The organism is Vibrio ichthyoenteri ATCC 700023, assembly GCF_000222605.1.
In the GTDB taxonomy this organism is placed as follows: domain Bacteria; phylum Pseudomonadota; class Gammaproteobacteria; order Enterobacterales; family Vibrionaceae; genus Vibrio; species Vibrio ichthyoenteri.
The window spans coordinates 1-12,907 of the sequence record NZ_AFWF01000005.1 but is presented as its reverse complement, the minus strand read 5'-3'; the positions used below and the strand labels follow the sequence as shown (position 1 = coordinate 12,907).

Below are 12,907 nucleotides of genomic sequence, written 5' to 3'. Positions count from 1 at the left end.
CCTCTAAAACCCAAGACTTGAGAGTAAGTCATCGACTTCGTCTTGTGATGAAACCGCATCCGCCCTTTCGTGAGGGTTTAATATTGGCCCTTCAGGATCAGTTGATGCTTTTTTCTTGTTGTTAGTTGCGTCTGATTCCGGTTTGTCGTCACCGAACGCCGTAAGAATATCACCGAGGCGAACTTCAACCTCGTGCACTAACTCAATGACACGACGAATAATTTGTCCGGTTAAGTCTTGGAAATCCTGAGCCATTAGAATGTCAGTCAACAGACTGTGTAACTCACTACTGTTCCCTTCAACTTGTCCCAATAGTTCATCAATTCGATGGCAGAGAGCTTTAAATTCCGTAAGCTCAATCTTGCCATGCATCAACTCATTCCATTGTGGACGCACCTTTAATAAGCCGTCATGAAGGTTGTCGGCAATCGGCATACATCGATCCACCGCATCCATGGTTTTGTTCGCTGCAACTTCTGTTTTTTCAATGACGTATTGGAGGCGTTCCCTTGCATCAGGAATTTCGTCATTGGTAAGTTCAGCGATACGGTCATCAAGGCGAAATTGCCTAATCGACTCTTGTAACTCACGAGTTAGTTCGCCGATTTCTTGCAATTTTGGTTCGCTTGTCGCGTCGTTGATATTTTTTACAAGAGCATCTGCTTCCTGCTGCTGACCACTTTCTAACAGTTCAACAAGTTGTTTTGCCTGTTCTAATGAAATCATTACTAATTGGCCTTTGTCGCCGAATAGCTACAGTCAAAAACTTGACTATAAACGCTCAAAAATTTTGTCTAATTTCTCTTTCAGTGTTGCCGCTGTAAATGGTTTTACGATGTAGCCATTCACACCAGCTTGAGCTGCTTCGATGATTTGCTCACGCTTCGCTTCTGCTGTGATCATCAATACAGGTAGGTGTTTTAGTTCCGCATCTGCGCGCACATGCTTAAGCAAGTCAATACCTTGCATGCCTGGCATATTCCAGTCAGTCACGACAAAATCGAAATCGCCCTTCTTGAGCATAGGCAATGCTGTTAAGCCGTCGTCCGCTTCTTGGGTATTATTGAAACCCAAATCACGAAGTAGGTTTTTAACGATACGGCGCATTGTTGAAAAATCGTCAACAATAAGGATTTTCATGTTTTTATTCAAAATTGCCTCCACTGAGTATGATTTCAGTGATTTCTAGTCATTATTTGTCCACGCACTTAACTTAGTGCGCAAACGTTGCATTGATTGGCTCAGGATTTGGCTAACGCGTGATTCGCTAACTCCAATCACTTCACCGATTTCTTTTAGGTTCAACTCTTCGTCGTAGTAAAGAGATAGCACTAAAGCTTCACGCTCTGGTAAAGATTTTATCGATTCTACCAGAGCTTTACGGAAAGATTCATCCGCAACACCTTGAAACGGTGTATTTTCTTCTGAGTCATCATCGGATTTGATGACATCGTCAGAGACGCCCAAGTCTTCGATCCCTACTAAGCGAGAACAATTTATGTCTGCCAATATGCTGTGGTATTGATTCAGACTCATCCCAACAAAATTTGCCACTTCGGCGTCTGTCGGGTCTCGATTTAGTTGTCCTTCTAAAGTTGCAATGGCTTGGTTAAACTCGCGACTGTGTTTATGCACTGAACGCGGTACCCAGTCTCCACGACGAATGTCGTCAAGCATAGCGCCACGAATGCGGATTCCAGCATAGGTCTCAAAACTTGCCCCTTTGCTACCATCATAATTCTTTTGCGCTTCAAGAAGGCCAATCATTCCCGCTTGAATAAGATCTTCAACCTGAACACTTGGTGGCAAACGGCCAAGCAAGTGATGAGCAATACGTTTCACTAACACCGAGTATTTTTCTAAAAATACTCGTTGGCTGTTGTGATTGCCGTATTGGTCGTAGGTCAATGCCTTATTCACCAAATGGTTCCTCTACTGATTCTGTTCGATTTAGTAATCGTTCAACGAAAAATTCCAAATGTCCGCTTGGAGTTTTCGGAATTGGCCAAGTTAACGCCTTGTTCGCAAGCGAACTTAACGCTAATGCAGCAGGCGAACGCGGAAAGGCATCCACCACAATTTTTTGTTTTTTAACCGCTTGTCGCACTTTATCATCTAGTGGGATACATGCGACTAGATCAAGGCTCACATTCAAGAATCTCTCTGTGACTAAGGTCAACTTTGCAAACAATTCTCGGCCTTCACGGTAACTTCTGACCATATTTGCAACAATTTTGAAGCGTTGAACCTGATGGTCCTTGCTCAGTAGTTTGATCAACGCATAGGCATCCGTGATGGATGTTGGCTCATCACAAACCACTACCACGACATCTTGGGCTGCGCGTGAAAAGCTGATCACCATATCGGAAATACCGGCTGCGGTATCAATCAACAGCACATCCATTTCATCTTCTAGGCTACCAAAAGCACGAATCAACCCCACATGTTGCGCGTGGCTTAGTTCGGTCATCGCCTGAGCACCTGAAGTGGCAGGAATGATTTTGATACCGTAAGGGCCTTCAACGATCGCATCTGCCAACTCACATTCGCCGGCAAGCACATGGCCTAGGTTACGTTTTGCTCTGATGCCCAACATGACGTCTACGTTGGCCAGACCTAAGTCTGCATCAAGAACCGTTACCTTTTTGCCTTGGCGAGCCATGCAAATTGCAAGGCCGAGAGTCACATTTGATTTACCCACCCCACCTTTACCACCGGTGACCGAAATAACCTTGGTTAATGATGGCTGTGTTAGGCGGCGTAATCCGCTTGCTTGGTCTTGTATCATATTCTCTGTCATAATCGTCGCCGCCTAGAACCTTTCTGCTTCACTATTCCAATAGTGAGGTTCATCGTCCGCCGATTTCTCTAATAAATCATTCGCTTTCGCCACCATATACTTGGGCTGAGCTATGACGATATCTTCTGGTACGCGCTGTCCGTTCGCGATATATGCTACAGGCAGTGCATTTTGTACTACGACACTGACAAACTCACCTAAGCTAAGTGACTCATCGAGCTTGGTTAAAATACAGCCTGAAAGTGGTATACGTTTAAAATGATCGATGGTTTCTTGTAATACTTTCCGTTGTGCGGTCGCTGGTAATACAAGGTAACTGTGAATCACTTCATCGCTATTTTGCATTAAGGTATCAAGCTGCTCAGAAAGTCGAACATCTCGCTGCCCCATACCGGCCGTATCCACTAGTACTAAACGACGATGGCGTAACTGGTATATTACATCGGCTAACTCGTTGGAATCTTTAGCTACTTTTACTGGGCAACCCATGATTCGGCCATAAATAGCCAATTGTTCATGTGCTCCGATACGGTAAGTATCTGTCGTCACCAGTGCCACGTTATCAGAACCAAACTCCATAGCTGCACGAGCCGCAAGTTTAGCGACGGTGGTGGTTTTCCCCACTCCGGTTGGGCCTAATAGCGCAACGACGCCACCACGTTTTAAAATATCTTGTTTTGAAATAGGTACTTGGTCGGCAACAAGGCCAAGCAAGGCTTTCCATGCTTTTTTCGGTGGCGTATCTTCTGGAATGTAACAAGCCAACTGATCGGCCAGTTCAGAGGATAACCCCATACGCTCTAATCGTTTGATCAGCATGGCGCGCAATGGTTCGCGACGCTCTACTTCTTGCCACATCAAGCCTGAGACTTGGTGCTCCAATAGGCGACGAATTGAGGTCATCTCTTCGCGCATATCGGTCAATTCTTCGTTCGATACTGCTTGCTCTCGCGGTTGTCCACGCTCATAGCGGGATGGATCGAGTTTCGGCGCAGGGCGCTCAATACGGCGATCTTCAGCGATCAGGCGTGCAAGCGGGGAGTCTTCTTTGAGTTTGATATCACTCGCTGAAGATTGATGGCGAAGCGAATTTTGTCGCTTTAGTAACGCAGTCAGCGAATCTTCACCGGGCGAGTTTTCCGGCTCTTCATATCCACCTTTGCTGGTACTGTATTGTTTGAGCATGCTGGCAAAACGCTTGGTCATTGAGCGACCATTTTCTGCGCTTGCATTTAAGCTGACGCGATCGTCATCTAATTGGCGAGACTCCTCGCGCAGTGCCAAACTTGGTGAGATTTGAGTTTGCGGTTGCGCTTGAGCAGTGCGTGGTCTTGAACCATAACTACTGCTCGACTTAGCAGCCGCAGAATCGCCATCAACTGCAGCGACAATCTCTACACCACCAGCGACTTTTTTATTCGACATGATCACTGCATCGACCCCAAGCTCTTCTTTCACTTGGAGTAATGCCGTTCTCATATCTTTGGCAAAAAATCGTTTAATCTTCAAAGTCGATATCCATTATTGGTCGTAACAGAACTAATTACCTACCGCTTGTACGATGCGAATCTGCTTCTCATCAGGGATCTCTTGATAAGAGAGTACGCGCAATGTCGGTATCGTATTCTTGACGAATTTCGCAAGAGTCGAACGTAGTACGCCTGAGGTAAGCAATACCGCCGCTTCCCCTTTTAGCTCTTGTTCTTGCGTTGCTTGACTTAATGACATTTGCAAACGCTCGGCAAGGCCAGGCTCAATACCGGCAGACTCTCCTCCGGATGCTTGCATTGTTTGATGCAAGATTTGTTCCAGCTCAGGAATCAGCGTTATTACCGGCAATTCTGGCTCTATACCATTGATTTCCTGAACAATTAATCGTTTTAGCGAGATGCGTACTGCCGCTGTAAGAATGTCAGCTTCTTGACTCTTGGCCGAGTATTCAGACAAGGTCTGCACTATAGTGCGAATATCTCGGATCGGCACCCCTTCATTGAGCAAGTTCTGCAGCACTTTCACTACCACGCCTAGTGGTAACTGATCAGGCACGAAGTTTTCAACCAATTTTGGTGTGCTGCGCCCCAGCATTTCCAGCAGGTTCTGTACTTCTTCATGGCCAAGCAGTTGCGAGGCATTGTTGGTTAGGAGCTGACTTAAATGCGTTGCCAATACGGTGGATGAGTCCACTACGGTGTAACCCAACGCTTGCGCATGTTCACGGTAATCTTCACGAATCCATGTCGCTTCTAAACCAAAAGCGGGGTCGATAGTCACTTCGCCTTCTATCATGCCATAGACTTGTCCAGGGTTGATGGCAAGCTCTTGGTCAGGGCGAATCTCAGCCTCACCGACTGCCACGCCCATTAACGTGATGCGGTAGCTGTTTGGGGTTAATTCGAGGTTGTCACGAATGTGCACCGCAGGGATCAAAAAGCCGAAGTCTTGCGATAGCTTCTTACGTACCCCTTTAACACGTTCCAGCAGTTCGCCACCTTGGTCTCTATCGACCAACGGAATAAGACGATAACCCACTTCAAGACCAATAATATCAACGGGTTGTACATCTTCCCACGATAGTTCTCTAGGCGTGGATGGCTCGGCTTCTTGTAAAGCAGGTGGATTGGCTTTTTCTTCGATTTTTTTCTGCTGTTTACGATGCATCCAGTAAGCACCGCCACCTGACATCGCCGCTAAGAGCAAGAAAGCGAAGTGTGGCATACCCGGAACGATACCCATGATAAACATGATGATCGCAGTAACCGTCAGGGCTTTCGGGTTATCAAACAGTTGGAAGACCAGCACTTCGCCCATGTCTTCATCGGTATTTTGACGCGTCACCATGATAGCCGCGCCAATAGACAGTAGTAGAGATGGGATCTGTGCAACCAAACCATCACCGATGGTCAGTAGCGTGTAAATCTTCATCGCTTCGCCAAAACCCAGTCCATACTGCGCCATACCGATAGCAAGGCCGCCGATGATGTTGATGAAGAGGATCAAAATACCTGCAATGGCATCGCCTTTAACAAACTTAGAGGCACCATCCATCGAACCATAGAAGTCCGCTTCTTTGGTTACTTCTTGGCGACGGGTTCGTGCTTGGTCTTGGTCAATCAAGCCAGCATTCAAATCGGCATCGATCGCCATTTGTTTACCAGGCAAGGCATCCAAGGTAAAGCGGGCGCTTACTTCCGAAATACGGCCAGCACCTTTGGTAACAACCATAAAGTTGATGATCATCAAGATGATGAACACCACAAGACCGACGGCATAGTTACCACCGATAACAACATTACCAAATGCTTCGATTACGTTACCCGCGGCACCTGGCCCTTCGTGACCATAGAGCAAAACCACACGCGTTGAAGCAACGTTCAATGCCAAACGCAATAGCGTGGCGATCAGCAAAACCGTCGGAAAAGCCGCAAAGTCTAGCGGGCGTCGGGTATAAACCGTAACCAGTAGAACTACCATCGACAAAGCGATGTTGAAGGTGAAGAATAAGTCGAGCAAAAACGCAGGGATGGGTAGAACCACCATCGCCAAGGTCGACAACACCATAACTGGTGCGCCGATAGCAGGTATTGCTCGCTGGGGTATCGGAGGTAACTTATCCGCAAATGGCAGAGAAAACTTCATAGACTCGGGCTAATTCGACTAAAATTAATGGCTTGCACAAACAGTAACTCATTTATGCAAATTTTAGTCCACCGAAAATGTCAAAATTATGGCACTACGATGGGCTTGGCGTTTTACGGATTGATATTCCAAACTAAATTACCGCGGCACGCTTCAAGATCGTACTCAATACTGACGAGTCCTGAGGTTGGGAACATAGGCGGAGCCATATCAGTCACAAAATCGGCCGTTAGATAACCCACTAACGGAAGGTGCGACACCAAAAGCACCGATTGTAACTGTTCTACTTCAGCAATCGCTCGAATATATTCAACTACGGTCATCGAGTCACCATAAGGCGTAATGTCTTCACACTGCTCCACCGACTTCGCGTCAAACAAAGGCGAGATTTCTTGCCACGTTTGTTGTGCACGTAAGTAGGGACTTACCAGCACTTTGTCAAACTGCTGCGTACCTTGAGCCACACAACGTTGAGCGACCGAATAAGATGTCGAACGACCATAAGCGGTTAACGAACGTTCTTCATCACTTGAAGCAAAGTGTTCAGCTTCACCGTGGCGCATTATGACGATTTTCATATTATATCCTGTTGTGTGAGATCGAAGACTTTCTCACAACATCTCTTGGGCATGAGTAATAAAATTAATTATATCAAGTAACTTGCCAAAGACTCGGACTTTCTTAACAATCTTAAGGGTAAGCTCGAGGTTTTTGTTTCAATCTGTTTTTAACCATTGATTTACTTTGGTGTGATTCAACATAAGATTGAAAATTGGCAGCCATAAAAAACGCGTACATACTTACTGTCTACGCCAACGCATGGAGAATAATTGTGCATGTAAGCCCAAATGATACAAATCAATACCGATATCACACCCTAAGCAATGGATTAAGAGCGCTATTGATTCACGATGTACATGCACAAAAATCAGCGGCGGCACTTGCGGTGAATGTCGGCCATTTTGATGATCCTATTGAGCGTCAAGGCATGGCCCATTACCTTGAGCATATGCTGTTTCTTGGTACTGAGAAATACCCTAAGGTGGGGGAATTTCAAAGCTACACTAGCCAACATGGCGGCAGCAACAACGCTTGGACAGGAACCGAACATACGTGTTTCTTCTTTGATTGTGACCCGAACGCCTTTGAAAATAGCTTAGATCGCTTTAGCCAATTTTTTAGTGCACCGTTGTTTAACGCCGAAGCACTCGATAAAGAACGTCAAGCCGTCGACTCTGAATACAAGATGAAACTCAATGACGATTCTCGCCGCTTGTACCAAGTCAATAAAGAGATCATCAATCCAGACCATCCGTTTGCTAAATTTTCAGTTGGTAATCACGAAACGTTAGGTGATCGTGACGGTAAATCCATTCGCGATGAAATCATTGCCTTCCATCAACAGCACTACTCTGCTGATTTGATGACATTAGCGTTGATCGGCCCACAAACTCTCGATGAATTAGAACAATGGGCTGATGAAAAATTTGCCACCATCGCTAATCTAAATCTTGCCGGCAAAGAGATTCAGGTCCCCTATACGGATCTGAGATCCACCAGCATTTGGGTTAATGTTGAACCGGTCAAAGAGATCCGTAAGCTGATCTTGACCTTTCCGATGCCAAGCATGGATAGCTATTATCGCACTAAACCACTTTCCTACTTTGCCCACTTACTTGGCTATGAAGGTGAAGGCAGTTTGATGCTCGCACTTAAAGATGCGGGATGGATTACATCATTGTCAGCCGGAGGGGGCGTGAGTGGTAGTAATTATCGCGAGTTTACTGTTAGCTGCACCCTCACCCAACAAGGCCTTGAGCATACCGATGAGATAATTCAGGCCATTTTTAACTACATTGCGGTGATCAAAGCCCGTGGTCTTGACGACTGGCGTTACTATGAAAAACAAGCCGTACTAGAATCGGCATTTCGCTTCCAAGAGCCGACTCGTGCAATGGACTTGGTCAGCCATCTCGTCATTAACATGCAGCATTACGCCAGTGAAGACACCATTTACGGTGACTTTATGATGGCAGAATACCAGCCAGAATTACTCAAAGAGTTGGCTCAGCAATTTACGATTGATAATCTACGCGTAACCTTGATTGCCAAAGAATTGCATTACGATGAAGAAGCAAAATGGTATTTCACCCCATACTCTGTCGTTCCTCTAAGCCAACAACAGCGTGAGTTTTACCAGCAACCATCACAAATCACCATGGCGTTGCCTGACCGCAATCCTTTCATCTGCTATGACCTAACACCCAAAGCGTTAGAGACAGAATCCGAAGTCCCTACACTACTGCAGGATTTACCTGGGTTTAAATTGTGGCATTTACAAGACAATGAATTTCGCGTGCCAAAAGGGGTGATGTATATCGCTATCGATAGCCCTCACGCGGTGGCCAACCCAGTGAATATCGTCAAAACTCGCTTATGTGTTGAGATGTTCCTCGACGCCTTAGCAAAAGAAACCTACCAAGCCGAAATTGCCGGAATGGGCTATAACCTTTACGCACATCAAGGCGGCGTAACACTGACTATTTCAGGCTTCAGTGAAAAGCAGCCAGAACTGCTAAAAATGATCCTAAAGCGCTTTGCTAATCGAGAGTTTAGTAAAAAGCGTTTCGACACGATTAAAACTCAACTATTAAGAAATTGGCAAAATTCAGCGCAAGATCGTCCTATTTCGCAACTTTTTAATGCAATGACGGGGATCTTGCAACCCAACAACCCTCCATACGCAGCCCTAGTGGAAGCATTAGAAAGCATTGAAGTCGACTCTCTCTCCCATTTTGTCCAAGCGATTCTGGCCGAGTTGCATGTAGAAATGTTTGTTTATGGTGATTGGACTCAAAGCGATGCTTTGGTGTTGGGTGAAACATTAAAAGAAGCGATGCGCGTTCAGGATCAGCAATATGAAGAGGCTCTGCGCCCTCTGGTGATGCTCGGTAAGAATGGGACGTTCCAGCGAGAGATTGTGTGCAATCAAGAAGATTCTGCGATCGTGGTTTACTATCAATGCGACGATACCGACGCAAAAAATATTGCGCTTTATTCGTTAGCCAACCATCTGATGTCGGCGACCTTCTTCCATGAAATTCGTACCAAGCAACAGTTAGGCTATATGGTCGGTACTGGTAATATGCCGCTAAACCGACATCCCGGTATCGTGCTGTATGTGCAATCACCAAATGCTGCGCCCAATGAGTTAATCAGCTCCATCGATGAGTTCCTCAATGCGTTTTATATGGTGCTGTTAGAGTTAAACGAATATCAGTGGCATAGCAGTAAGCGGGGTCTATGGAATCAAATTGCGACTCCCGATACCACTTTGCGTGGACGAGCCCAGCGTTTATGGGTCGGCATTGGTAATAAAGATGAGGATTTCGGTCAACGTCAACGGGTTCTTGCCGAACTGAAGAAGCTCTCACGCACCGATATGATTCGATTTGTCGTTAACGAGCTGAAACCTCGTACCGCCAATCGATTGATCATGCATACCCAAGGCAATGCGCATCAAACTTGTGCACCATTAAGCCTTGGGCAAGAAATTGGCTCAATTGAAGAGTTTCAACTGAGGCCAAAAGACATCGAATTAGGCTAATTCTGAGGCAACAATCGCTTTTAATGTATGGGGGTGGAGCTTAATGCACACCCCTTGGTACTTAAACGCCACAGTCGGGTTATTAAGGCGCTCTCCTTCACCTTTCGGACTCGATAATTTTACTTTCACACCCACATCAGCCAATTGTTCAAAACGCGCCGCAAATGCTGGAAATTGACGTTTTAAATCAAGCAAATACTCTTCTGCTGTTTGAGCTGATGACGGAATGACAAATTCCATGTGTTCCCAACTCTCAATAGGGTAGCTTTTCCCCGGCGCCGGATAAGGTAATTCCAGACATTCTATCTCCCACCCATTGCTGATTAATGGCGTGTCAAAAGCGATTACCACAATTGGTCGACCGTTAATTTCTGCCTGAGAGATCACCTGACCGTAATCAGACCACGCTTGATGCGCTTGCTTAGCCATCTCAGCATCATTAATTCGCAGTGCGATATGATCCGCTTGAAACAACGAAAGATCGATCTCTATTAGCTCAGCCAAAGCGTCAATTTTTGCGGTAAACGAAGGCAAATCTTGTCGCATTTGTAGTGGAGTTAAGCGTTTAGCTTCCAATTGTGTCGGCATTTCTGTTCTCATTTTTATGTGGAAATGGGGGCCGCTATAGTAATCGCAAACCTCGTTAATTTCTATTGGCTATAAAAAGTCTAAATTTCACCTTATCCTCTCTATATGACAAGCAATAAAATTGTTATCATTAGCGCCATTTTTGTGAACTCCAACAGAACTCAGCCATAATCATGTTGAGTTCTTCGTCCTTGAAATGAAGGAAACGCGTGTGAATATCCAAGCACTGATTAATGACAAAGTATCTCAGGCTCTCGAAGCCGCTGGCGCACCTGCAGGCAGTCCTGCCGTTGTTCGCCAATCTGCAAAAGCACAGTTTGGTGATTACCAAGCAAATGGTGTCATGGGCGTTGCTAAGCAACTTGGCACTAACCCTCGAGAATTTGCGCAAAAAGTACTGGATGTTCTAGACCTAGACGGTATCGCGAGCAAAACAGAAATCGCAGGTCCTGGTTTCATCAACATCTTCCTATCTGAAGAGTTTCTAGCCAAGCAAGCAGAAGCAGCATTGACTGACGCTCGTTTAGGCGTAACCGCTGAAGCAGCACAAACCATCGTGGCAGACTACTCAGCACCAAACGTTGCGAAAGAAATGCACGTTGGTCACTTACGTTCAACCATCATCGGTGACGCAGTGGTCCGCACGCTTGAATTCCTTGGCCATAACGTAATCCGTGCTAACCACATTGGTGACTGGGGTACTCAGTTCGGTATGCTGATTGCAAACCTTGAGCGTGTACAGCAAGAGTCTGGCGAAGTATCTATGGAACTTTCAGACCTTGAAGCCTTCTACCGTGAATCGAAGAAACTGTACGATGAAGACGAAGAGTTTGCAGCGAAAGCACGCGCTTACGTGGTAAAACTGCAAGGTGGTGACGAGTTCTGCGCAGAAATGTGGAAGAAACTGGTTGATGTTACGATGATCCAAAACCAGCGTAACTACGATCGCCTTAACGTATCACTAACTCGTGACGACGTAATGGGTGAGAGTAAGTACAACGACATGCTGCCAAAAATCGTTGCTGATTTGCAAGCTCAAGGCCTTGCGGTTGAAAGCGAAGGTGCGCAAGTTGTCTTCCTAGACGAATACAAAAACAAAGATGGCGAAGCAATGGGTGTTATCGTGCAAAAACGCGATGGCGGCTTCCTATACACCACCACAGACATCGCTTGTGCAAAATACCGTTACGAGCAACTCGGCGCGGACCGCGTGCTTTACTTCATCGATTCTCGCCAGCACCAGCATCTAATGCAAGCGTGGACTATCGTACGCAAAGCAGGTTACGTTCCAGAATCAGTTTCTCTTGAGCACCACGCATTTGGCATGATGCTAGGTAAAGATGGTCGTCCATTTAAAACTCGTGCCGGTGGTACTGTTCGTCTTGCTGATCTTCTAGATGAAGCAGAAGAACGCGCAGCACAGCTGATCGAATCGAAAAACCCGACGCTAGACGCAGAAGAAAAAGCAACGATTGCTAACACTGTTGCTATGGCTGCAGTGAAATACGCTGACCTTTCTAAGCACCGCACCACTGACTACGTGTTTGACTGGGATAACATGTTGGCATTTGAAGGTAACACTGCGCCATACATGCAATACGCTTACACTCGCGTTGCTTCTATCTTCGCCAAAGCCGGTGTATCAATGGATGAGCTGCAAGGCGATATTCTGATCACAGATGAAAAAGAAAAAGCACTAGTGGCAAAACTGCTTCAGTTTGAAGAAGCGGTACAATCGGTAGCACGTGAAGGCCAACCACACATCATGTGTGCTTACCTATTCGAACTAGCAGGTCAATTCTCTAGCTTCTACGAAGCATGCCCAATCTTGGTTGCTGAAGATGAAGCGGTTAAGCAAAGTCGTTTGAAAATGGCTGCACTAACAGCGAAAACCATCAAGCAAGGTTTATCACTTCTTGGTATCGATACGCTAGAGCGTATGTAAGCGAGAAGCGAGAAGCGAGAAGCGAGAAGCGAGAAGCGAGAAGCGAGAAGCGAGAAGCGAGAAGCGAGAAGCGAGAAGCGAGAAGCGAGAAGCGAATAATTGTGAGGGTTGACGTGAAAGCGTCAACCCTTTCTTTTTTTGAGGATCGAGAAAGATAGAGAGTCGAGCACGAGCTTCGCTCTATGGAACGCTTCGCTTTTAGAATCGGGAGGTAGCTTTGCTAGCTCTCCCTACAAAATTGATCCCCAACTCGCTCGTGCTCGTGCCTCACTCTTGAGGATGACAAACTTTAATACTGTCGCGGCTTTTGTCTACGGAAGAGCAAGCCCTT

The 12,907-nt window shown here is 46.1% G+C and carries 10 protein-coding genes; 2 read left to right on the top strand and 8 right to left on the bottom strand.

Features of this window, described 5'->3' with window-relative positions; translation table 11 throughout:
* Positions 1-3: 3 nt before the first annotated feature.
* The 7 genes from RH85_RS00770 to sixA all read right to left on the bottom strand — a co-directional run bounded on the left by RH85_RS00770 (position 4) and on the right by sixA (position 7,014).
* Complete coding sequence (locus RH85_RS00770; RefSeq protein WP_006710262.1) at positions 4-726, bottom strand: protein phosphatase CheZ; 723 nt, start codon at positions 724-726, stop codon at positions 4-6.
* 45 nt (positions 727-771) lie between these two features.
* A complete protein-coding gene (gene cheY / locus RH85_RS00765) occupies positions 772-1,140 on the bottom strand; it encodes a chemotaxis response regulator CheY (protein ID WP_005600258.1) in 369 nt (122 codons plus the stop codon).
* Positions 1,141-1,185: 45 nt separating this feature from the next.
* Positions 1,186-1,920, bottom strand: a complete 735-nt coding sequence (locus tag RH85_RS00760; RefSeq protein WP_006710260.1) for an RNA polymerase sigma factor FliA — start codon at positions 1,918-1,920, stop codon at positions 1,186-1,188.
* On the bottom strand, positions 1,913-2,800 hold the full coding sequence (locus RH85_RS00755; protein WP_006710259.1) for a MinD/ParA family protein: 888 nt from the start codon (positions 2,798-2,800) through the stop codon (positions 1,913-1,915). Before RH85_RS00755 ends, RH85_RS00760 begins: the two co-directional genes overlap by 8 nt.
* A gap of 12 nt (positions 2,801-2,812) precedes the next feature.
* Positions 2,813-4,309 carry a flagellar biosynthesis GTPase FlhF gene (flhF, locus tag RH85_RS00750; protein ID WP_006710258.1) on the bottom strand — a complete coding sequence of 499 codons (1,497 nt, stop codon included), beginning with the start codon at positions 4,307-4,309 and terminating at the stop codon, positions 2,813-2,815.
* Between the two features lie 30 nt (positions 4,310-4,339).
* Positions 4,340-6,436 (bottom strand): flagellar biosynthesis protein FlhA, encoded by a 2,097-nt coding sequence (gene flhA / locus RH85_RS00745; protein ID WP_006710257.1) that lies wholly within the window; start codon positions 6,434-6,436, stop codon positions 4,340-4,342.
* Positions 6,437-6,549: 113 nt separating this feature from the next.
* Positions 6,550-7,014, bottom strand: coding sequence for a phosphohistidine phosphatase SixA (gene sixA / locus RH85_RS00740; protein WP_006710256.1), 465 nt, complete (start codon positions 7,012-7,014; stop codon positions 6,550-6,552).
* 254 nt (positions 7,015-7,268) lie between these two features.
* Between sixA and RH85_RS00735 the strand changes: the two genes are divergently transcribed.
* The gene (locus RH85_RS00735; protein ID WP_006710255.1) at positions 7,269-10,043 is read left to right on the top strand and encodes an insulinase family protein; all 2,775 of its coding nucleotides are present in this window, start codon (positions 7,269-7,271) and stop codon (positions 10,041-10,043) included.
* Here RH85_RS00735 and RH85_RS00730 read toward each other — a convergent pair.
* The gene (locus tag RH85_RS00730; protein ID WP_006710254.1) at positions 10,035-10,631 is read right to left on the bottom strand and encodes a VOC family protein; all 597 of its coding nucleotides are present in this window, start codon (positions 10,629-10,631) and stop codon (positions 10,035-10,037) included. The two genes, RH85_RS00735 and RH85_RS00730, sit on opposite strands and share 9 nt — an antisense overlap.
* A 211-nt stretch (positions 10,632-10,842) precedes the next feature.
* On the opposite strand from RH85_RS00730, the gene argS reads away from it, so the two are divergent.
* Positions 10,843-12,576: an arginine--tRNA ligase gene (argS, locus tag RH85_RS00725; protein WP_006710253.1), complete on the top strand. Its 1,734-nt coding sequence runs from the start codon at positions 10,843-10,845 to the stop codon at positions 12,574-12,576.
* Positions 12,577-12,907: the final 331 nt, after the last annotated feature.

Excerpts from the sequence above, each read along its gene's own strand:
- RH85_RS00770 (WP_006710262.1), bottom strand. The coding sequence starts at position 726 with ATGATTTCATTAGAACAGGCAAAACAACTTGTTGAACTGTTAGAAAGT.
- cheY (WP_005600258.1), bottom strand. The coding sequence starts at position 1,140 with ATGAAAATCCTTATTGTTGACGATTTTTCAACAATGCGCCGTATCGTT.
- RH85_RS00755 (WP_006710259.1), bottom strand. The coding sequence starts at position 2,800 with ATGACAGAGAATATGATACAAGACCAAGCAAGCGGATTACGCCGCCTA.
- flhA (WP_006710257.1), bottom strand. The coding sequence starts at position 6,436 with ATGAAGTTTTCTCTGCCATTTGCGGATAAGTTACCTCCGATACCCCAG.
- sixA (WP_006710256.1), bottom strand. The coding sequence starts at position 7,014 with ATGAAAATCGTCATAATGCGCCACGGTGAAGCTGAACACTTTGCTTCA.
- RH85_RS00730 (WP_006710254.1), bottom strand. The coding sequence starts at position 10,631 with ATGCCGACACAATTGGAAGCTAAACGCTTAACTCCACTACAAATGCGA.